At 71.5% G+C, this 18,515-nt stretch carries 25 protein-coding genes and 1 riboswitch; of the genes, 14 read left to right on the top strand and 11 right to left on the bottom strand.

Annotated elements, in window-relative coordinates; all coding sequences use genetic code 11:
* Positions 1–34 precede the first annotated feature (34 nt).
* Together ACSP50_RS20575 and ACSP50_RS20580 are read right to left on the bottom strand one after the other, a co-directional pair.
* On the bottom strand, positions 35–988 hold the full coding sequence (locus tag ACSP50_RS20575; RefSeq protein ID WP_014691192.1) for an NmrA family NAD(P)-binding protein: 954 nt from the start codon (positions 986–988) through the stop codon (positions 35–37).
* 135 nt (positions 989–1,123) lie between these two features.
* On the bottom strand, positions 1,124–1,558 hold the full coding sequence (locus ACSP50_RS20580; protein WP_197688069.1) for a hypothetical protein: 435 nt from the start codon (positions 1,556–1,558) through the stop codon (positions 1,124–1,126).
* A 226-nt stretch (positions 1,559–1,784) separates the two neighbouring features.
* On the opposite strand from ACSP50_RS20580, the gene ACSP50_RS20585 reads away from it, so the two are divergent.
* Entirely contained in the window at positions 1,785–2,783 is a 999-nt protein-coding gene (locus tag ACSP50_RS20585; protein WP_014691194.1) for a LysR family transcriptional regulator, read from the top strand.
* Between the two features lie 234 nt (positions 2,784–3,017).
* Here the strand turns inward: ACSP50_RS20585 and ACSP50_RS20590 are convergent, their stop codons facing one another.
* Entirely contained in the window at positions 3,018–3,590 is a 573-nt protein-coding gene (locus ACSP50_RS20590; protein ID WP_014691195.1) for a TetR/AcrR family transcriptional regulator, read from the bottom strand.
* Positions 3,591–3,678: 88 nt separating this feature from the next.
* Here ACSP50_RS20590 and ACSP50_RS20595 point away from each other — a divergent pair, with 88 nt between their 5' ends.
* Together ACSP50_RS20595 and ACSP50_RS20600 are read left to right on the top strand one after the other, a co-directional pair.
* The gene (locus tag ACSP50_RS20595; RefSeq protein WP_014691196.1) at positions 3,679–4,554 is read left to right on the top strand and encodes an oxidoreductase; all 876 of its coding nucleotides are present in this window, start codon (positions 3,679–3,681) and stop codon (positions 4,552–4,554) included.
* Positions 4,555–4,741: 187 nt separating this feature from the next.
* Positions 4,742–5,569, top strand: a complete 828-nt coding sequence (locus ACSP50_RS20600; protein WP_099344124.1) for a hypothetical protein — start codon at positions 4,742–4,744, stop codon at positions 5,567–5,569.
* Positions 5,570–6,559: 990 nt separating this feature from the next.
* On the opposite strand, the gene ACSP50_RS20610 is transcribed toward ACSP50_RS20600, so the two are convergent.
* Entirely contained in the window at positions 6,560–7,024 is a 465-nt protein-coding gene (locus ACSP50_RS20610) for a MaoC family dehydratase (protein ID WP_014691198.1), read from the bottom strand.
* Between the two features lie 146 nt (positions 7,025–7,170).
* Between ACSP50_RS20610 and ACSP50_RS20615 the strand changes: the two genes are divergently transcribed.
* Positions 7,171–7,695: a hypothetical protein gene (locus ACSP50_RS20615; RefSeq protein ID WP_155123571.1), complete on the top strand. Its 525-nt coding sequence runs from the start codon at positions 7,171–7,173 to the stop codon at positions 7,693–7,695.
* Positions 7,696–7,982: 287 nt separating this feature from the next.
* On the opposite strand, the gene ACSP50_RS20620 is transcribed toward ACSP50_RS20615, so the two are convergent.
* Complete coding sequence (locus ACSP50_RS20620) at positions 7,983–8,741, bottom strand: CbtA family protein (RefSeq protein WP_014691201.1); 759 nt, start codon at positions 8,739–8,741, stop codon at positions 7,983–7,985.
* Entirely contained in the window at positions 8,732–8,935 is a 204-nt protein-coding gene (locus ACSP50_RS20625; RefSeq protein WP_014691202.1) for a CbtB-domain containing protein, read from the bottom strand. Before ACSP50_RS20625 ends, ACSP50_RS20620 begins: the two co-directional genes overlap by 10 nt.
* Positions 8,936–8,993: 58 nt before the next feature.
* Positions 8,994–9,062, bottom strand: a riboswitch (cobalamin riboswitch).
* A gap of 306 nt (positions 9,063–9,368) precedes the next feature.
* On the opposite strand from ACSP50_RS20625, the gene ACSP50_RS20630 reads away from it, so the two are divergent.
* Genes ACSP50_RS20630 through ACSP50_RS20640 form a run of 3 tightly spaced genes read left to right on the top strand, consistent with a single transcriptional unit; the run spans position 9,369 to position 10,510 of the window.
* Positions 9,369–9,830, top strand: a complete 462-nt coding sequence (locus ACSP50_RS20630; RefSeq protein ID WP_014691203.1) for a helix-turn-helix domain-containing protein — start codon at positions 9,369–9,371, stop codon at positions 9,828–9,830.
* Positions 9,802–10,167: a hypothetical protein gene (locus ACSP50_RS20635; protein ID WP_014691204.1), complete on the top strand. Its 366-nt coding sequence runs from the start codon at positions 9,802–9,804 to the stop codon at positions 10,165–10,167. Before ACSP50_RS20630 ends, ACSP50_RS20635 begins: the two co-directional genes overlap by 29 nt.
* Before the next feature lie 22 nt (positions 10,168–10,189).
* Complete coding sequence (locus ACSP50_RS20640) at positions 10,190–10,510, top strand: hypothetical protein (RefSeq protein ID WP_043511817.1); 321 nt, start codon at positions 10,190–10,192, stop codon at positions 10,508–10,510.
* Here ACSP50_RS20640 and ACSP50_RS20645 read toward each other — a convergent pair.
* Both ACSP50_RS20645 and ACSP50_RS20650 read right to left on the bottom strand, forming a co-directional pair.
* On the bottom strand, positions 10,453–11,136 hold the full coding sequence (locus ACSP50_RS20645; RefSeq protein WP_014691206.1) for a response regulator transcription factor: 684 nt from the start codon (positions 11,134–11,136) through the stop codon (positions 10,453–10,455). The two genes, ACSP50_RS20640 and ACSP50_RS20645, sit on opposite strands and share 58 nt — an antisense overlap.
* Positions 11,133–12,107, bottom strand: coding sequence for a sensor histidine kinase (locus ACSP50_RS20650; protein ID WP_043511819.1), 975 nt, complete (start codon positions 12,105–12,107; stop codon positions 11,133–11,135). The genes ACSP50_RS20645 and ACSP50_RS20650 overlap by 4 nt, the downstream gene beginning before the upstream one ends.
* Before the next feature lie 133 nt (positions 12,108–12,240).
* On the opposite strand from ACSP50_RS20650, the gene ACSP50_RS20655 reads away from it, so the two are divergent.
* Positions 12,241–12,936: a hypothetical protein gene (locus ACSP50_RS20655; protein ID WP_063714072.1), complete on the top strand. Its 696-nt coding sequence runs from the start codon at positions 12,241–12,243 to the stop codon at positions 12,934–12,936.
* 87 nt (positions 12,937–13,023) lie between these two features.
* Here the strand turns inward: ACSP50_RS20655 and ACSP50_RS20660 are convergent, their stop codons facing one another.
* Entirely contained in the window at positions 13,024–13,635 is a 612-nt protein-coding gene (locus ACSP50_RS20660; RefSeq protein ID WP_014691209.1) for a hypothetical protein, read from the bottom strand.
* Positions 13,632–14,306 carry an alpha/beta fold hydrolase gene (locus ACSP50_RS20665; RefSeq protein WP_043514922.1) on the bottom strand — a complete coding sequence of 225 codons (675 nt, stop codon included), beginning with the start codon at positions 14,304–14,306 and terminating at the stop codon, positions 13,632–13,634. The genes ACSP50_RS20660 and ACSP50_RS20665 overlap by 4 nt, the downstream gene beginning before the upstream one ends.
* Before the next feature lie 92 nt (positions 14,307–14,398).
* Here ACSP50_RS20665 and ACSP50_RS20670 point away from each other — a divergent pair, with 92 nt between their 5' ends.
* The 4 genes from ACSP50_RS20670 (at position 14,399) to ACSP50_RS20685 (ending at position 17,227) form a co-directional block, all read left to right on the top strand.
* Complete coding sequence (locus tag ACSP50_RS20670; RefSeq protein ID WP_014691211.1) at positions 14,399–14,608, top strand: hypothetical protein; 210 nt, start codon at positions 14,399–14,401, stop codon at positions 14,606–14,608.
* 106 nt (positions 14,609–14,714) lie between these two features.
* The gene (locus ACSP50_RS20675) at positions 14,715–15,122 is read left to right on the top strand and encodes a YciI family protein (protein ID WP_014691212.1); all 408 of its coding nucleotides are present in this window, start codon (positions 14,715–14,717) and stop codon (positions 15,120–15,122) included.
* A gap of 171 nt (positions 15,123–15,293) precedes the next feature.
* The gene (locus ACSP50_RS20680) at positions 15,294–16,466 is read left to right on the top strand and encodes an RNA polymerase sigma factor (protein ID WP_014691213.1); all 1,173 of its coding nucleotides are present in this window, start codon (positions 15,294–15,296) and stop codon (positions 16,464–16,466) included.
* A gap of 50 nt (positions 16,467–16,516) precedes the next feature.
* Entirely contained in the window at positions 16,517–17,227 is a 711-nt protein-coding gene (locus tag ACSP50_RS20685) for a VOC family protein (protein ID WP_014691214.1), read from the top strand.
* A gap of 8 nt (positions 17,228–17,235) precedes the next feature.
* On the opposite strand, the gene ACSP50_RS20690 is transcribed toward ACSP50_RS20685, so the two are convergent.
* Positions 17,236–17,436 (bottom strand): hypothetical protein, encoded by a 201-nt coding sequence (locus ACSP50_RS20690; RefSeq protein ID WP_043511823.1) that lies wholly within the window; start codon positions 17,434–17,436, stop codon positions 17,236–17,238.
* Positions 17,437–17,473: 37 nt separating this feature from the next.
* On the opposite strand from ACSP50_RS20690, the gene ACSP50_RS20695 reads away from it, so the two are divergent.
* Both ACSP50_RS20695 and lepB read left to right on the top strand, forming a co-directional pair.
* The gene (locus ACSP50_RS20695; RefSeq protein WP_014691216.1) at positions 17,474–17,803 is read left to right on the top strand and encodes a PadR family transcriptional regulator; all 330 of its coding nucleotides are present in this window, start codon (positions 17,474–17,476) and stop codon (positions 17,801–17,803) included.
* A complete protein-coding gene (lepB, locus tag ACSP50_RS20700; RefSeq protein WP_014691217.1) occupies positions 17,800–18,474 on the top strand; it encodes a signal peptidase I in 675 nt (224 codons plus the stop codon). The genes ACSP50_RS20695 and lepB overlap by 4 nt, the downstream gene beginning before the upstream one ends.
* Positions 18,475–18,515 lie beyond the last annotated feature (41 nt).

Consider the following 18,515-nt stretch of genomic DNA (forward strand, 5'->3'; position numbering starts at 1 on the left):
TATCAGCTCCCCCAGACCACCGGTGGTGATGGCGTCAGGCGATGGGGGCTGCCGCGGTGGTGTGGCGGCGGGTGGCCAGCCGGAGGGGGACGGCGATGAGTCGTTCGCGGAGGCCGCGGGGGTGGGTGAACTCGGTGAGGTTCTCGGCGAGGAAGGCTTCGATCGTTCTCGGTGTGTGGCCGGTGACGTCCCGTACGGTGCTGGTGGGGGTTTCGGGGTGGGTCAGGGTCATGGCCTGGATTTCGAGGAGGTGTTCGATGGTCCAGGTTGGCAGGCCGGCGCGGTGCAGCTTCGCGGCGTACTCGGGTGGTCGCATGGTGAGGTAGCGGGTGGGACGCCCGAGTGCGCTCAGGTGCCGCGCGACGTCGGGGTAGCTGACGGCTCTGGGTCCGGTGAGGACCAGCGCGCGGCCGTGGGTGCGGGTGGTGGTGAGGGCGGTGGTGGCGACGTCGGCGATGTCGCGGACGTCGACCATGTTCATCGGGGTGTCCGCGGTGGTGCCGGTGAAGAAGCCGGCCATCCGGATGGGCGGAGCGTTGTGGAGCAGGTTCTGCATGAACGCGTACGGGCGCAGGAACGTGTGTCGCATGTCGTGGCGTGCGCCCGCGGCGACGATGGCTTGCTCGATGGTGTGGTGCATGCGGGCGATGGCGACGGGCACTTCGGGTCCGACGTAGGGCGCGGAGACCTTGACCAGGTGCTCGACCCGGGCATCCAGGGCGGCGCGGACGACGGCGAGTTCGTGGTGCTGCTGCTGCGGCCCGTTGGCCATGACCAGGAAGACCTGCCGTACGCCGTGGACGGCGCGGCGCAGGCAGTCCTCGTCGGCGACGTCGCCGACGACCACGTCGATGGTGCCGGCCGCGGACAGCGACATCACGGCGGGTGTGGGGCGTCGGACCAGGGCGCGTACGGGCGCCTGGAGTGCGGCCAGGCGGTGCAGGACGGCGCCGCCGACGAGTCCGGTGGCTCCGAGAACGAGGATCATGGGGTTGCCTTTCGTCGGTGACAGCGTGCGGGTCGTCGGCGATGCGGTGACCGGACACCGGGGGCGGTTGCCCGGTCGGGGCTCCAGCGGGAAAGGGTGTGCCGAGCCGTCGCAGCGAGCTGAGATGGACTGCGGTCATCGGCTGGCGGGACGCGCGGCAACGCGCCGACGTCCGGCGCGGCGGCTGGTCCGGTTGGTGCGGGCCCATCGGCCGGCGACCAGACCGCCGCCGATCGCGGCGGACGTGAGGGTGTACTGCAGCGCGGACAGTGGCAGGACACCGTTGCCGATGAGGACAGCGCTGCCGGCGCCCGCGAGTACCGTGCAGGCCAGGGCCGCGAGGGTGAACGCCCGGGCGCTGCGCGCGGCCGTCGGCCGTCGGGGCGGTGTGCGCCCACGGGTCCACAGCGTTACCAGCGCCGACGCGACGGCCGACGGGATAGCGATCGTGGTCCAGGCGGCTGTGGCCAGTGCCGTGGCGACCGCACGGTCGGGGATCACCAGCGCGTTCCCGGCCGTGGTCACCGCCGGGAGCAGATACGCAGGGACGACGGCGGTGGCCAGCGCCACCAGCACAGGAGGCCGGTCTGGCGCACGCTGCGGCCCGGGGTGGCCAGTCGCAAGCGGGCTGCTGGTTGATTCGGTGGGGGGCATCGGCGGGGGTCCCTTCGGAGGCGCTGCCGGCGGGTCTCTCCCGCTGCCGCCGACGGTACGGGCGTTGCCAGCATGGGCACTAGACGCGAAGATCCGAACGCGTTGTTGCACACGGGGAACAATCGCAGGGACACTTCACACCGTGACACTGGAGCCCACGGCGAAGCCGGCAGTCGCCGGCGGGACCCTTCGACCCACCTCGCCGCACCACACCGCTGCCGGTCAGGCCCCGCACACACCGGGCGGTCTCGACCTCGACGACGTCGCGGTTTTCGTCCAAGTCGTGGACTGCGGCGGGTTCACCGCCGCGGCTCGGGTACTGCGCATACCGAAGTCGTCGGTCAGCCGCCAGGTCAAGCGGCTTGAGCAACGCCTCGGCACGCAGCTGCTGCACCGCAGCACCCGAGCGGTCAGCCTGACCGACGCCGGCCGGGCCTTCCACCGTCGCGTCGCAGCCGCCCTCGCCGAGGTCGGCGACGCCGTCACCGCGGCCGTCGACGCCCGCGAAGTGCCCCGCGGTGTCATCCGGTTCACCGCGCCGCCGGACCTCGGCGCGGAGGTGCTGCCCGCGTTGCTGACCAGCTTCACCGCCCAACACCCGCTGGTACGCGTCGACATCGACCTGCTCGCGCACACCCCCGACCTTGTCGAAGCCGGCTACGACCTGGCCCTGCGGGTGGGTCGGCCATCCCAGCACGGGTTGACCACCGACAAGTTGCAGGACATGAGCTTCCGGCTCTACGCCTCGCCCGGCTACCTGGCCGGCCCCACCGGCATCCCCGCCACGGTGGAGCAGCTCGCCGAGCACAGCTGCATCCTGTTCCGCGCCCACAACGGACAGGCCCGATGGCAGCTGCACCGTCATCCGCACGGCGACGACGGGGTCGACGTCACCGTGAGCGGAAGGCTGACCGTCAACGACATGTCCTTCGTCCGGCGAGCCGCTGTCGCCGGCGCCGGCATCGCCCTGCTACCCCGACTCGTCGGCGAGTACGCCGTCGCCAGCGGCGAGCTCATCCCCGTCTTGCCCGCCTATGAGACAGCCGGCTTCCCCCTGTACCTGGCCTACCCCTCCGCCCGGCACGTACCGCTCGCCGTCAGAGCGCTCCGAGACCATCTCCTCGCCGCATTCCCCACCTGAAAGTGGGTCAGCCCGATATTGCCGTGGCCCTCACCGCGACGGCAGGCCTCGGGCGACAAGGTCGGCTTCGGTGTGCGCCTGTCAGCTCCCGTGGCCCCGGGCGGAAGATGGTCAGCTCTTACGCAACCGCTGCCGCCGGGCCAGCTTCGTTGTGCGGAGACACCATCGACCAACCCTTCGGCACGTCGTGGACCCGGCCTGTGCGCGCCGGATCCGACGGTCGCGACCCGGCTTCTAGGGTGTGGGCCGGGTGGCGCCCAGGAAGTCCTCCCGGCTCATGGCGATGAGGTGGGCCAGCGTGTGCTGGTTATCCGGCTGGTTCCACTGATTGCGGGCCACGAAAAAGATCGCCACCGCGGTCCAGGCGGCGACGGTCGCGGCGGCGTCGGCCGTGCCGCGGTCGCGCAGCGCGGCGGCGATCCGGTCCGCCAGGATGGCGCGTTTGACCAGTTCACGTTCCTGCAGTTCGGGGCTGGCGGCGATGACCCGGCCGAGCACGACCGCGCCCTCGCGGAACTGCTCGTAGACCTGGTCGGAGACGGCCTGCAGCCCGGCGACCGCGGCGCGAAGCGGGTCCGTCCCGTGGTCCTGGCCGCGGATCTCGGCGGCGATGAGTTCCTCGGAGTGTTCCTGGCCGGCGAAGACCACCTCGCGCTTGTCGGCGAAGTGGTGGAAGAACGTGCGCCGGTTCATCCCGGCCCGTTCGGTGATCTGCGCGACCGTCGTCTTCTCGAAGCCCTGCTCGTCGAAGAGCGTCAGCGCCGCCGTGCGCAGGCGCTCGACCGTGCCGGGTACCCATCTCGCCATGGGGCACAGCCTACGTGATTGCACTCAGTGGCATCATCATCGTATCGTGATGCCACTGAGTGCAATCACGTACTGGAGGAGTGCCCCCATGTCCCCATTCACCCTTCCCGATCTGACCGGGCGGATCGCGATCGTCACCGGAGCCAACTCCGGCGTCGGCCTGGCCACCACCCGGGCGCTGGCCGGCGCCGGCGCCCGGGTCGTGCTCGCCGTGCGTGACATGGGCAAGGGCGAGGCCGCCGCCCGCACCATCAGCGGCAGCGTCGAGGTGCGCCGCCTCGACCTGGCCGACCTGTCGTCCGTACGGTCGTTCGCCGACAGCTGGTCCGGGCCGATCGACCTGCTGATCAACAACGCCGGGATCACCGCGCCGGAGCTACGCCGTACCGTCGATGGGTTCGAATTGCAGTTCGGCACCAACCATCTCGGGCCGTTCGCCCTGACCAACCTGCTGTTGCCACAGGTCACCGGGCGGGTGGTGAGCCTGGCGTCGCAGGCCGAGCGGATGGGCCGTCTGGACCTGGACGATCCGAACGACGAGCGCCGCGCCTACAGGCAGTCGCCGGCCTACAACCGGTCGAAGCTGGCGAACATGCTGTTCATCGCGGAACTGCAGCGGCGCCTGGACGCGGCCGGCTCGCCGGTGCGGGCCATGGCCGCGCACCCCGGGCTGGTGCGTACCGACATCTACACCGAGGCCGGCCCGGTCAGCCGGTTCATCGTCCGCACCTTGGGCCAGAGTGCCGAGCAGGGTGCGCTGCCGGTCCTCTACGCCGCAGCCGCCGACCTGCCCGGCAACAGCTTCACCGGGCCGAGCCGCTTCGCCCACATGATCGGCGAGCCCCAATTGATCAACCGCTCCGCCCGCGCTCGCGACGAGCAACTGGCGGCGCGCCTGTGGTCGGTATCCGAGAAGCTGACCGGCGTACGGTTCCCGGCCGCGCTGGTCGAGCGGGCGGTGTAACGGTTGCGGCGACCGGGATCGCCGGACGGTCGTCGGCTGCTCGGCTTTGGGCGCGGCCACTGCCAGCTATTGGGGACAGGCGTCCAGGAGAGGGCCGACATCAACTACTCACCGTTGTTTTTGGTCTGGAAACCACTTCGTGAGGGGCCAGCAATTGCTCGCGGCGCCGATGTGCAACGCTCCGTCGATGATCGCCAGAACGCCGTACGACGACGACCGCTCCCATTTCTCGCGCCGTGCCCTTGCCCGTCTGGTCCTCTCCGACCAGGCCAGCGGTCTGTCCAATGCTGCGGCGAGTCTGGCGGTCACCCGCTACGACGAGTTCTCCGGCGCCGGCGGCCGCGTCAGCGAGGCGGCGGCGGTGGCCAGTCATGCGGATCGGCTCGTCATCACTGCGGTGATCTACGAACGGGAACGCGGCAGTTCCTGGGAGGACATCGGCCGGTATCTAGACCTCAGCGGTCCCGCAGCGGAGCAGCGGTTCGCATCGGCCGTCGAGCACTGGCATTCCGCGTTCGACGCCCCTTACCGCCTCGACGAGACGGGCCGGAAACGCATCCCGCAGTTGCCCACCGCTGCCTACGATCCCGCTCGCTCGATCCGCAATCTGGACCTCTGGGCGGACGTGCGTCTTGGATTCGACGACAAGCACGCCGTCAGTGGTGGCCTACAGCCGCGCGACGACACCGAGGAGGAGGCGGGGCTGCCGAAGCCGAAGGGCACCGAGATAGACGGGCGAATCCAGCTACCGCACCTTGGTGCCTTCCTCGACCTGCTCTCCGAGTACGCCCTGCACCGCCCCACCGGCAAAGCTCGCGAGGTGGTGGCCAGGGCAATGGACAACAGCAAGGACGAAGGCAGGGGCAGCTGGCACTCATACACCATGGACGGGATCTTCGAGACGCTCGACGTCCGCCTGGCACCCCACGGTGACATGGTCTCTGTCATTGTCGCCGGCGCGCACTCGCCGGCGTTGCGGTTGCAGATCAGCACGCTCTTGGACGCCTTCGCCTGAGTGCCGACCAGGAGACTCGATGCTGCGAACGCCTGCCCTGCACGCGCCTGATTCGGCCCCAGGTGCCCGCATACGGAAGTAATCGGCGGGGGGCTCAACGTCGAGAATAGGCGACAGTTGAATAGGCGCTCTCACCAGTAGGGCGGCCCATGACCGAGGTGCTCCGTCATCACCTCGTTCAGCGCCGTCTCGAGAACATTCTTGGTGAACAGCTTCAACAGCCCGTTCGGGCCGGTCAGCTCTCAGCCTCGCTGCCGGGCCTCGGCCACCGTCGCAGCCGCCGCGGACTGCTCAGGCGACAGCCCACGGCCTTTGACCACGGCCCTCTTCGACGGCTCCACGATCTCTGCGGTCTTTTACTCACCGTGCCCATCCCGCCGAACCAAAACCCGCGAATCGAGCCAGAAAAGCCGCTCGTGGCACAGTCCCTCGGGGCGATGCGGACACGCCAGAGGGCTACGTCGGATGACACTGCTGTGGTGGTGCCATCGGCGTTGCGCGCCGAGGGGTCAGCGCGCCGGCCGGCTTGACCTGCGGGGAAACGGTCGACCCGGCTGCGCCACGGAACGATCCTCGTTCGGTTCCGAGCCGGGCCCCAAGCCGCGGTCGATCGCCTCCGCGGCGGCCTCGTGGAACCACCAGCGGTGCACGTGCGGGGCGTTCAGCCAGCGCTGGAGCAGGAGATCAGTCGTTCTCGGTCACCGGGTGCCAGGTCATCACATCGGTCACGCTCCGGACGCTACGGGAGGCCGTTTCCTATCTTCCTAGGATGCCTTAGAGGCGGTGCGACAAGTCGCACCAAACTCCAAAAGGACGGCTCCGCCGACCGCACAGAAAAGATCAAAAGCCGATTGGCGCGTACGACGGTGGCAGCTCGCGCCGAAAGCGGTTGCGGCTCGGAGCGGCCTGTCCGACACGAGGTCGTGGTGGCCCGGCTTTCGAGCCCGGGCGGGGTGCCACCGCAGACGGTTCCGAGGACCCGGTGGGTGGTTACCGGGCCGGAGGTGCTTCGTAGAGGGCGAGGATCTGGTCGGCTACGCAGGCGGGGCGAGGTTCGCCGTCGATTTCGGCGGTGGTGCGCAGGACCAGGCGGGCGCCGTTGGGCAGGCGTCGGGACTGGAGGAGGCGGATGCTGCCTCGCAGGCGGGCGCCGGCGCGGACCGGGGTGTGGAAGCGGACGCGGTCGAAGCCGCCGTTGACGACGAAGGTGACGTTGTCGACCTGGACGATCTCGGTCAGGAAGGTCATGCACAGGGAGAGGGTGAGCGCGCCGTGGGCGATGGTGGTGCCGAACGGGCCCTCGCGGCGGGCGCGGGCGGGGTCGGTGTGGATCCACTGGTGGTCGCCGGTGATGTCGGCGAAGCCGGTGATGCGGGGCTGGTCGATCAGGTGCCAGGCGGTGGTGCCCAGTTCTTCGCGGCTGAGGAGGTCGTCGAGTCCGGTGAATCGGGGCATGGCGACACCCTAGAGGAGCCGGGGTCGTCCGGGTGGCCCTCGACCGGCGGTGGCTTTCGGTGTCGGTGCGGTGCGCGTGGGGTTTGCCTGCTCGGTGAAGGAACCGGCATCGATGGTCAGCAGGCCGGCTCTGTGATCATTCTGGGGTGACCAGTTTTCCCGCGACCGCGCGCCGGGTTCGTGACGAGAGCCTCGACCCCCGACGACGGCGAGTGCGTCTGCGGAACTGCCTCTACCATTTCGCGCCGTATGGTTTCCACGCCACTTGGCATCATCTGGCGACCACGCACCGCATTCCGGGGCGTATCGAGGCCGATCCGTCGTCGCTGGTCCGGGCCCTCGACGAGGTGGAGGCGGCCCGCGCTCTGGTGCTGCCGAGGGTGGTCGCCTTCGCTGCCCGGCGACGCCTGCAGAAGCGGGAGGGCAGACGTGTCCCGGCGGCGCTGCATCCGTGGGACTCATGGGGTTGCCACGACATCGCCTACTGTCCCGATCCGCGGAAGCATCCGGCCGAGCCGCTGCCGGTTGTGGTGGACCGGGTGCTCGATGCGTGCGCCGCCGGTGCCGACCGGGCCGGAGGGTGCCTGGTCTGCGGTCGGGAGGACTGGGACCTGTGGAGAGTTTGCCGCAACTGCGGTGTCGCGTCCGGAGGCCCCGGCACCCATTACTGATCGGCGACGGACCCGGGCAGGCCGGCCTGCACCCTGGCGGCGAGTGCGTGGTGCTGCAGGCCCGGGGCGCCAGGCGGTGGAACCTGGTCAGCACGACCCAGGGCTATTACCGCGTCGTGGATGGCAGGGTTCGCGCGACGAGTGCCAACCCTGTTCGGCTCAGCGACCGCGTCCTGGGCGACCTGGGCCTGCGATGAACGATGTCGCGGGTGCTGGTGGCGTACGCAGGCGGTATGCGAAGGACCGCTGCGGGCCTGGGGCGCGCAGCGGTCTCGGCGGTGGTGCGGTCAGGCGGTGGTGGTTTGTGGTGTGGCCGGTTGGGCCGGGGTGGTGCTGGTGGCGATGCGGTGGAGTTGGGCGGCGAAGGCGATGCCGAGGACGGTCCAGAGGATGGTCTGGGTGCCGAGGGAGGCGAGCCGGAATTTCCACAGCAGGACGGCGGGGAAGGTGGCGGGGACTTCGTTGACCGTGGGCAGCAGGGTGTAGGCGATGGTGACGACGGTCAGGAAGCCGAGGAGTGCGGCGGTGGCGCGGCGCCATTCGGTGGGTTGGGTGCGGGCGGCGATGATGCCGGCCCAGATGGCGACCAGGCCGAGTGCGAGGACGGCGAGGTAGCTGGTGGTGCGTTGGTTGATGGTGGCGGGGTCGCCGACGGCCGGTGGGTTGGGTGGGTATTTGAGCCAGGGGACCAGGACGATGCCGGTGAGGGCGGCGGCGGCGAGGCCGATCGCGGCGCGGGTGTCGCTGGTGGTGTGCAGGCGTCGGCGGAGCAGGGTGTAGGCGGTGGCGAGGAAGCCGCCCATGGCGATGCCGTAGAGGCCGGTGGCGAGGAACAGGCCGACGTGTTTCTGGGTGTCGCGGCTGACGAGTTCCTCGCCGCCGCCGGCTTCGCCGTGGGCCAGGGCGTTCTGCTGCTCGATGGCGATGGCGGCGTCGACGCGGGGCTCGCCGGCGAAGTAGGCGAAGGTGCCGGCGAGTATGCCCGCGATGAGGCCGGCCAGGAGGCCGGCGATGAGGAGCCGCCCGAAGGTGGGCCTCAGTGGCACGGGACGCCCAGCAGGTGCCGGCCGTCGTGCATGAGTTCGTGCATGTACATGCCGCTGCGGGAGAGGGCGCCCTGGTCGAAGGCGACCAGGTAGGCGAGGGCGAGCAGCAGGAGGGTGATGCCGGCGGCGGTGAGCAGCAGGCGGGTGGAGATCGCCGGGATGGCGAGGGGCCGGGTGGTCTGGGCCTTGGGCATGGTGGTGTCGTCCTCCTACGGGATTGCGCGTCCCGATCATCGAGCTGCGGACGGGTGAGCGTCCTGGCTTACTGCCGTTGATGGCAGTTCACAGTGGCGCGACCGCACCGGGATTGCACCGGTTTCCCTCACGTCGCCGCAGTTGGCCTCCACAACCTAACTGTCGTGGTGGTGGCGGCACAACCGGTCCGGGATTGTCGGGTCTTTCGGTGATCAACATCTCGGGGCTCGGGGGTGGCGGTGGGGATTGTGTTGTACGGCTGGTCATGAGGTGCGCTGCGGTTCCGGCGGGGTTTCTGGGTGTGGTGGTGACGGTCGCGGGGTGCCCGTCGGGTGATCGGGTGGTTCGGTGAGCTGGCTGCTACGGCGCATCGCAGCGTTGAGGAACGATCGTTCTTGACTGGTCGTTCCTAAACGGCGTAGCGTCGTGCCCATGGGAAGGCCGCGAGCGTTCGACGAGACCGAGGTCGTGCGGGCCGCGGCCGGGCTGTTCGCCCGGCGCGCGTTCGACGGCGTCTCGGTCGACGACCTGGTCGCCCACCTGGGCGTCCACCGCAACAGTCTCTACCAGGTGTTCGGCAGTAAACGCGGGCTCTACCTGCGGGCGCTGCGCTGGAGCCTGCAGCACGAGGTCGGGCCGCTGCTGCGGCACGCGGGGCCGGGGTCGCTGACCGATCTTGCCGCCGACCCGGTGCTCGATCTGCTGCTGCTGGCCGCCGCGGAACGTGCCCCGCAGGATCCGGAGGTCGCCGCGGAGGTCGCCGCGGCGCTCGCCGACCTGGACACCGCCCTGGGCGGTCAGGCGGCCACCCTGCTCGGGCTGCGGCTGTGCGCCCGGATCAACCCCCTCGGGAAGGAGGCGGCAGATGGCCGCCAAGATCAGCGTTGTCGGTGACACCCTGCATGTCGAGGTCCTCGGTCTGCACAAGGTGTGGGCGCTGCGCAGCCGGCTGGAGATTCCGCTGGCCAATGTCGCCGGCGCCACCATCGACCCGGGTATCACCCGCGGGTGGAAGGGGATCCGCACCGGCGGCACCCACCTTCCCGGGGTGCTGACCGCCGGCTCGTTCCACCACGCCGGCGAGCGGATCTTCTGGGATGTCAGCGACCCGAACCGGGCTGTGGTCATCGCGTTGCGCGACGAGACGTACGCGCGGCTGGTCGTCGAGGTCGACGACCCGCGGGCCACGGTCGATCTGGTGGAGAATGCGATCAGCCGCCCGGCGCGGTGAGCCGGGGCGCCAGAATGGGCGGGTGAGCGTGATAGCGCAGAGTTACCCGCTGTGGTGCGCGACCCGCGACGGCGCGGAGGTGCGCGCCGGTCGGGTGTTCGGCTGGATGTCGGATCAGCCGGCGCCGGAGACGGCGGCCGCGGAGAAGATCGCCGACGGGGTCGCCGCGTCCGGGGCCGAGGCCCGGTTCTCGCCGCTGGTCACCTGGGATCCGCCGCGCGGCGGCCTGGTCGCCGGGGTCCTGGTGCGTTGCGGGCGCGACGCGGCCGGCCGGTTCGTGCCGCTCTACTTCGGCGACACCCGGGAATCCGCGATCGCCGCGGTGACCAGGCCGGATTCGTAGGCGGCGACGACCAGTTGCGCCCGGTCGCGGGCGGCGAGCTTGGTGAGCAGCCGGCCGACGTGCGTCTTGACGGTCGGCACGCTCAGCCGCAGCTGCCCGGCGATCTCCGTGTTGGACCGGCCGCGGGCGATCAGCAGCAGTACCTGTTGCTCGCGGGCGGTCAGGTGCGCCGCGACGGCGGGTGCCGGGCGCGGCGGCGCCGCGGTGAACGCGGCGATCAGCCGGCGGGTCACCGTCGGGGCGAGCAGCGCCTCCCCGGCGGCGACGACCCGGATCGCGGCGATCAGGCCGGCCGCGGTGGTGTCCTTGAGCAGGAAGCCGCTGGCGCCGGCGCGCAACGCGCCGTACACGTACTCGTCGAGGTCGAACGTGGTCAGGATCAGCACCCGCACGTCGTCGGTCTGCCGGCAGATCAGCTCGGTGGCCTCGATGCCGGTCAGGTCCGGCATGCGCACGTCCATCAGTACCACGTCCGGCCGGTGGGCGAGCGCTAGCCGGGCGGCGTCGCGCCCGGTGGCGGCCTCGCCGGTCACGGTGAATCCGGGTGTGCTGTCGAGCAGCACCCGGAAGCTGTCGCGCAGCAGGGTCTGGTCGTCGGCGATCAGGACCCGGATCGGCTCGGTCACGGTGTCTCGTCGTCGTACGGGATGTGTGCGGTCACCGCGAACCCGCCGTCGGGCTGCGGCCCGGCGGCCAGCGTGCCGCCGTACGCGGTGACCCGCTCGCGCATCCCGCGCAGCCCGAATCCGCCGTCGTCGGCGACCCGGACGGTGACCGCCCGCGGCCCCGCGTCGACGTCGACCGTGCAGGCCGCGCCGGGCGCGTGCCGGGTCACGTTGGTCAGCGACTCCTGCACGATCCGGTACACCACCGCGCGCACTCCGGGGGGCAGCGACGCCTCCCCGGCCACGCTCATCGTCACCCCGTCGCGGTCGCCGAGAGCGTGCAGGTCGGCCGGCTCGTCTCGCAGCAGTCCGAGGGTGCGGCGCATCTGCAGCAGCGCCTCCCGGCCCGCCGTCTCGATCACCTCCAGGGCGGCCGCGGACTCCTCGGGGCGGGTCGCGGCGACGTGCCGGGCCACACTCGCCTTCATGGTGATCATGCTGAGGCTGTGGGCGACCGTGTCGTGCACGTCGCGGGCGATGCGCAGCCGTTCCTCGGTGACCGCGCGGGCGGAGCGTTGCTCGGCGAGCTGCTCGGCGAGGTGCCGGCGGTGCCGGACCAGCCAGCCGGTCAGCCAGGGGACGGCGACCACGGTCGGCCACAGCGGGCCGAGCAGCGCCGCACCGGCCAGGCCGGCGATCAGCACCGGGACCGCGGTGACCACGTACAGGGTGAGGGCGACCGCGGCGATCGGGCCGGGCGCCGCGTAGGACGGGACGATCCCGGACCGCAGGAGCACGCCGGCGGCGGCCAGGGCGGTCAACGCGGCCGGCACCGGCCAGCGGCGGCGCACCGCGACCGGCGCGGCCACCGCGACGATCGGCACCCACCGCCACCCGGCGGGCGGCCCGACCTCCTGCGCCGCGACCCCGCACGCGGCGAGGACGGCGACGGCGGCGGCCACATCCACCATCGGTGCGCGCGCTGCGGTCACGACGTCAGGCTACCGGCAACCGGCGTCGATGCCATCCGTCTCGGGTCGCTCATCCTCGGGTCGCACCGGCGTGCCCGTTGTCGATGCCGTGGCCCGATGTGCGGCACCGGCCGCCGGCGGCATGGTGTCCGGCATGACCCTCGTGTTCCCCGGGCCGCGGCTGGGCGGCCTGTCCCTGATCGCCGGGCCGCCGCTGCTGCTGGCCGGCACCGCGCTGCGGCTCGGCGTGCCGTTCTTCTTCCCCCACCAGATCGCCGCCTACCAGCAGAGACCAGGATTGTGGGGTACGTCGTACGCGTTGGCGCTGGCCGGCATCATCGCCCTGTGGCCGGGCATCGCCATGCTCGCCGCCCAGATCGCGGACAGCCGGCCCGGCTGGGGCCGGTGGGGCGGCACCCTGGTGATCACCGGGCTGTTCGCGCGGGTCTTCCAGCACGGCGCCGACACGTTCGCGTTCTCCCTGACCGGCAGTGCCGGGCCGGTCGTCGCCGAGCAGGCGGTCGGCGCCTACTACCGGTATCCGGAGTGGGTGGTCTCCAGCCTCAGCGTCGCGATCATGACGGGGTGGATCGTGCTGGCCGTCGGCGGCCGGCTGTCGCGGGTCTTGCGGGCGTGGCAGGCGGTCGCGCTGGCGTTGATGTCGGGGCTGATGATCGGGGTGCTCAAGGGCAGCACCGTGGCGTCGGTGGTGGAGGTCGCCGGGCTGGCGGTGGCGCTGGTGCCGCACGGCGTCACCTGCCTGCGCGGGGCCGGGCTGCCGGGGTGGCGGACGCTGGGTCTGGTGGTGCTGACCGCCGGCGCCTCGATCATCCTCGGACAGCTCGGGTGAGGATGCTGTCGGCGGGCGGCGGCGAAGGTGACTGCGGCCGGGCCGCGAACACCTTCGCCGCCGGGCGGGCTCCGGGTGGCCGGCACGTCAGCCGGAGGAGGCCGGTCCCGGGCCCGGGGGCAGTGCGGCCAGCCACGCCCGGACGGCGCGCGGCGAGCGGAGCAGGACGACCGGGGGCATGGCCGGGTCGAGGTGCCAGGCCCGCATCCGCATGCGCTTGCGGGGGTACGACGAGAACTGCTGGCGGATGATCGAATCGCGGGTGAACAGTTCGCGCAGCGATTCGACGTTGCCGTTGCAGACCCGGGTGCGCAGCAGCAGCCGGACGAGGGTGCGGCGCAGCAGCCGGGCCAGGCACCGCCACTGCGGGAGGTCCAGGCCGACGATCAGGTCGGCGCGGGCCATCGGCACCTGCAGCCACGACATGTACGCGCTGTCCAGGACCCAGGAGTCGCCGGCGCAGATGGTGGCGATCCGCTGCCGCTGCAGGGGGACGGGGACCTCGACCCAGCCGGGTTCCCAGGCCAGGTCGTCGACCGGGTGATAGGGCAGGCCGGTGCGGGCGGCGATCCGGGCGGCCAGGGTCGACTTGCCGGAGCCGGTCACGCCGTAGACCACTATGCGGCGGTACGCGCCCGGCTGGTTCTCCCGGGTGTTCGAGGCCCGGTCCGTGCGGGGCGTGGGCGGCCGGTCGGTCACCGGGGGACGCGGCCGGTGAGGAACCGGGCGATCTCGGTGGTGAACGCGGTCGGCTGCTCCAGATGCACGTGATGGCCGGCGGTGACGGTGGCCAGGACCGCGTCCGGGATCCGGTCGGCGGAATCGGCGAGCAGCTCGTGCGGGAACGGGCTCTCCGCGCCGCTGATCAGCAGGGTCGGCACGGGCAGGGTGGCGAGCGCCTCGAACCAGGCCGGGTCGGGCTGGTCCAGCTGCGCGCGGATCGCGTTGACGACGGGGACATCGTAGGGGACCGGCTCGACCGGCGGGGGCAGCGGCGGGCGGCGCAGCATACCGGGCCGGGGCACCGAGGCGTCCTCCAGGACCAGGTGGGTGACCCGCTGCGGGGCACGCAACGCCAGCAGCACCGCGACGACCGCCCCCATCGAATGCCCGACCAGCACACATTTCTCGATGCCGGCGGCGTCGAGGAACCCCAGGACGTCGTCGCGCATCAGCTCGAACGAATACGTGCCCGGGTGGGCGCTGTCGCCGTGGCCGCGCAGATCCACCGCGTACACACAGTGGGTCTCGACGAGGTCGGGCAGGACCGGATGCCAGTCGGCGGAGCTGTCACCCAGGCCGTGCAGCAGCAGCATCGGCGGGTTGCCCGGGTCGCCGGCGCGACGGTAGGCGATGGTGATCCCGTGCACATCCAGCGTCGTCGTCACGTCCCGGTCCCCCCAAGGCGGCGTATCCGCTTCAGACGGTAACAATCAGCCGCGAACCGGGTAAGGGTCCCGGTATGAGCGAACCTGAAACCGTTGCGGGTGGCAGCACCGACCAGCACGTCTCCGGGCTGCCGGAGACCGGGGACTTCCTCACCGACGCGCCGCCGACGTCCGGCACACCGGCCGACGGCAGCAGCAACGCCGGCATCAACCGGACCGGCGCCAACCGGCCCGCGGCCGCGACCGCCGACGCCGAGGAGATGGACGACCTCACCGACCGCTGACGATCTTTTCCACAAAATTGTCGTACGGGGTGTCGAGAATACGGGAGCGGCTCCGTCCCAGGGGTGCGACGGCCCGCCACGGGTCGTGCCGACGTAGGGAGACACCATGAAATACCTGCTGCTCAAGCACTACCGGGGCGGTCCGAAGCCGGCGGCCGACTGCGCGCCGATGGACGAGTGGACGCCGCAGGAGGTCGACGCGCACATCCAGTTCATGCGCGACTTCGCCGCCCGCCTGGAAACCACCGGCGAGTTCGTCGACGCGCAGGCCCTGGCGCCCACCGGGGCATGGGTGCGCTACGACGGCGAGGGCCGGCCGCCGGTCACCGACGGGCCGTTCGCCGAGACCAAAGACCTGATCGCGGGCTGGATGGTGATCGACGTCGACTCGTGGGAGCGGGCCGTGGCCCTGGCCGGCGAACTGTCCGCGGCCCCCGGCCAGGGCGGCGCGCCGATCCACGAGTGGCTGGAGGTCCGGCCGTTCCTGGCCGAGCCGCCCACGGTGACCGAATGACCGGGCGGCCACGGTCCGCGCCGGTGACGGCGGGGGCCGGCGGCCGCCCCGCGACGTGGTGACCGCGTGTGCACCGGGGGCGAGCACCCGCCGCCCCCGGTGCCGGCCCGGCGAGCGCACCCGGCCATCGGCACGACGCAACGAGCGGATGCTGCGGGGCTGGGGGATCAGATGAACGAACGACTTCTGCGGGACCTGGTGCCGGCGGTGATCGGTGTCCTCGTGCGCCGTGGCGCGGATTTCGCGTCGGCCGAGGACGCCGTGCAGGAGGCGCTGATCCGGGCTCTGCAGACGTGGCCCGCGGATCCGCCGCGGGATCCGCAAGGGTGGCTGGTCGCGGCGGCCTGGCGCAAGTTCGTCGACGCGGTCCGGGCCGACGCGTCGCGGCGCGGGCGGGAGGAGGCGGTGGACGCACAGCCGCCGGCCGGGCCGGCGCCGGGCGTGGACGACACGCTGCGCCTGTATTTTCTCTGCGCGCATCCGAGCCTGTCGCAGAGCGCGGCGGTCGCGTTGACGTTGCGGGCGGTCGGCGGGCTGACCACCCGGCAGATCGCCGCCGCGTATCTGGTGCCCGAGGCGACCATGGCGCAGCGGATCAGCCGCGCCAAGAAGAAGATCACCGGGGTGGCCCTCGACCGGCCCGGTGATCCGGGCACCGTGCTGCGCGTGCTGTACCTGGTGTTCAACGAGGGTTACAGCGGCGATGTGGATCTGGCGGCCGAGGCGATCCGGCTGACGCGGCAGCTGGCCGGGCTGACCGCCGACCCGGAGGTGGCGGGGCTGCTCGCGCTGATGCTGCTGCATCATGCCCGACGGGCGTCGCGGACGGGCGAGGGCGGGCGGCTGATCCCGTTGGCGGATCAGGATCGGTCGCTGTGGGATACCGCCATGATCGGTGAAGGGGTGCTGATCCTGCAGAACGCTCTGGCGCAGGATCGGCTGGGGGAGTATCAGGCGCAGGCCGCGATCGCGGCGTTGCACGCGGATGCGCCGCGGGCGGCCGATACCGACTGGGTGCAGATCGTCGAGTGGTACGACGAGTTGGTGCGGATCACCGACAGTCCGGTGGTGCGGCTGAACCGGGCGGTGGCGGTCGGTGCGGCGGACGGGCCGCGGGCCGGGCTGGTGGCCCTGCAGGCGGTGGGGGAGCAGGTGCCGCGGTACGCGGCGGTCAAGGCGTATCTGTGCGAGCGCGCCGGGGACGTGCAGGCGGCGGCGCGGCTGTATGCACGGGCGGCGCGGGAGGCCGGCAGTGTGCCGGAACGCGATCATCTGACCCGGGAGGCGGCCCGGGTGCGGCAGCGGGCGGGCGGGTCACCGCGTACCCCCGCAAGCGGATGGTGATCCGGGGTTTGGTGGCTGGTGCGGGAGCGGGAAACGGGGATGATGGAGCGATGACCGGGACATTGCGGACAGTGGCGCTGGATGCCGCCGACCATCGGGGGCTTGCCGACTTCTATGTGGCGCTCGGCGGGTGGAGCGAGCAGTACGCCGACGACGACTGGATCCAGCTGCGCACCGCCGAGGGTTGGCGGGTGGCGGTGCAGGCCGCGCCCGATCATGTGCCGCCGCGGTGGCCGGATCCGCGGTTTCCGCAGCAGGCCCACCTGGATCTGCGGGTGCCCGACCTGGCGGCCGGCGCCGCGCGGGCCGTGGAGCTGGGTGCCACGCTGCTGCGGGAGAACCAGACGTGGCACACCCTGGCCGATCCGGCCGGGCATCCGTTCGACCTGTGCCTGCAGGCGGGTGCGCCGGCGACGACGCTGATGGGCGTGATGCTGGACTGCCCGGACGCGTCGCGGCTGGCCGCGTTCTACGCCGAGCTGCTCGGCAAACCCGTCACATACGAGGGTGAGGGCATGGCGATGATCGGCGAGGACGGCGCGCAGCCGATCATGTTTCAGCAGGTGGCCGACTATCGGGCGCCGCGCTGGCCGGACCCGGCGCATCCGCAGCAGGTGCACATCGACGTGACCGTCGACGACATCGACCGGGCCGAAGCGGCCACGCTGAAGCTCGGCGCGACCGCCCTGGCGGCCTCCGGGGAGAACTGGCGGGTGTACGCGGACCCGGCCGGCAAGCCGTTCTGTCTCTGCTGGGACTGACGGCGTGGCTACTGCACGCTCTGGCGGCCGACCAGGCCGGCGAGAACCGTCACCCTGGCCTCGGCGGTCGGCGGGATCGGTACCAGCCACTCGGCGAGCCAGGTGAAGGTGACCTTGTCGAACATCGGCTTGTTGCCGGTCAGGGCGCCGACCGGGCCGTTGAACCGGGTCATGCCGTGTGCCTTCGTCGAGCTCGGCTGCCACTTCACTTGATCTTCGTTGGTCGAGTTATGTAGAGTTTCGCGCATGCCACGGAAACCGCATACGTCACCGCAGACGTTGCTGCTGTTCAGCGCGCTGCTGGACGCGCCGCAACGCTGGCGGTACGGCTACGACCTGAGCCGGGAGACCACCCTGGCCTCCGGCACCCTCTACCCGATCCTGATGCGCCTGAGCGAGCAGCGCCTCCTGGAGACCAGGTGGGAGCCCTCCGACGAGCCGGGCCGTCCACCACGGCACATGTACCGGCTGAGCGCGGAGGGGGCCGCCCTGGCGCAGCAGCGTCTGGCCGCGGCGAAACCCGCCGCCGAACCGGTTCGCCGTCTCGGCGGCGCCATTCAGGCGCGGACAGCATGAGCGCGGTCCGCCGGATGGCGCATGCCGTCCTGGCCGCCGCGGTGCGCGGCCGCCGGGATCGTGGCGGCGACTGGGGTGAGGCTGTACTCGCCGAATTCCCCCTGGTCACCGGAGACTGGGCGGCCGTACGGTGGGCCGCCGGCGGGCTGCGCGCGGCCCGCTACGAACGTCGCGCCCGGGTGCGGGAACTCCCGCGGATGGTCCGGATCCGGCGGCGGGCCGTGCTGATCGCACTGATCGGCATCGTCGGCGGGTTGCTGGTCAACCGGTTCGTGGTGACCGTGGGGTACGAGCCGAGCGGCAGCATGCAGCCCGCCTACGACATCGGCGACCGGTATGTGCTCGACCGGGTGGCGTTCCGGCTCACCGGTGTCCAACGGGGGGACATCGTCGAGTTCACCATGCCCGGCACCGACCGCCTGGTCATCAAACGCGTCATCGGCCTGCCCGGTGACGAGATCACCTGCCGCGACGGGCAGGTGTGGCGCAACGGCAGGCCGCTCGACGAGTCGTACCTGCCGGCGGACCCGGGCTGGTCCGGCACCGACTGCACGCCGGTCACCGTGCCGGCCGACCAGGTGTATGTGCTCGGCGATCACCGGACGGTGTCCTTCGACTCCCGCCAGTACGGCCCGATCAGCGAGAGCGCCCTGGCGGGACGGGTCCTCTAGAAGGGAATGGGAGCGCCGGTGCAACCAGCACATGTCCCGTA

Source organism: Actinoplanes sp. SE50/110 (assembly GCF_900119315.1).
In the GTDB taxonomy this organism is placed as follows: Bacteria; Actinomycetota; Actinomycetes; order Mycobacteriales; family Micromonosporaceae; genus Actinoplanes.

Bases quoted from the DNA above. Each gene is read 5' to 3' on its own strand.
- ACSP50_RS20675 (WP_014691212.1), top strand. From the start codon at position 14,715: ATGAAATACCTGCTGCTCAAGCACTACCGGGGCGGTCCGAAGCCGGCG.
- ACSP50_RS20590 (WP_014691195.1), bottom strand. From the start codon at position 3,590: ATGGCGAGATGGGTACCCGGCACGGTCGAGCGCCTGCGCACGGCGGCG.
- ACSP50_RS20630 (WP_014691203.1), top strand. From the start codon at position 9,369: ATGGGAAGGCCGCGAGCGTTCGACGAGACCGAGGTCGTGCGGGCCGCG.
- ACSP50_RS20695 (WP_014691216.1), top strand. From the start codon at position 17,474: ATGCCACGGAAACCGCATACGTCACCGCAGACGTTGCTGCTGTTCAGC.
- ACSP50_RS20575 (WP_014691192.1), bottom strand. From the start codon at position 988: ATGATCCTCGTTCTCGGAGCCACCGGACTCGTCGGCGGCGCCGTCCTG.
- lepB (WP_014691217.1), top strand. From the start codon at position 17,800: ATGAGCGCGGTCCGCCGGATGGCGCATGCCGTCCTGGCCGCCGCGGTG.
- ACSP50_RS20600 (WP_099344124.1), top strand. From the start codon at position 4,742: ATGATCGCCAGAACGCCGTACGACGACGACCGCTCCCATTTCTCGCGC.
- ACSP50_RS20595 (WP_014691196.1), top strand. From the start codon at position 3,679: ATGTCCCCATTCACCCTTCCCGATCTGACCGGGCGGATCGCGATCGTC.
- ACSP50_RS20685 (WP_014691214.1), top strand. From the start codon at position 16,517: ATGACCGGGACATTGCGGACAGTGGCGCTGGATGCCGCCGACCATCGG.
- ACSP50_RS20625 (WP_014691202.1), bottom strand. From the start codon at position 8,935: ATGCCCAAGGCCCAGACCACCCGGCCCCTCGCCATCCCGGCGATCTCC.
- ACSP50_RS20635 (WP_014691204.1), top strand. From the start codon at position 9,802: ATGGCCGCCAAGATCAGCGTTGTCGGTGACACCCTGCATGTCGAGGTC.
- ACSP50_RS20680 (WP_014691213.1), top strand. From the start codon at position 15,294: ATGAACGAACGACTTCTGCGGGACCTGGTGCCGGCGGTGATCGGTGTC.
- ACSP50_RS20655 (WP_063714072.1), top strand. From the start codon at position 12,241: ATGACCCTCGTGTTCCCCGGGCCGCGGCTGGGCGGCCTGTCCCTGATC.
- ACSP50_RS20670 (WP_014691211.1), top strand. From the start codon at position 14,399: ATGAGCGAACCTGAAACCGTTGCGGGTGGCAGCACCGACCAGCACGTC.
- ACSP50_RS20610 (WP_014691198.1), bottom strand. From the start codon at position 7,024: ATGCCCCGATTCACCGGACTCGACGACCTCCTCAGCCGCGAAGAACTG.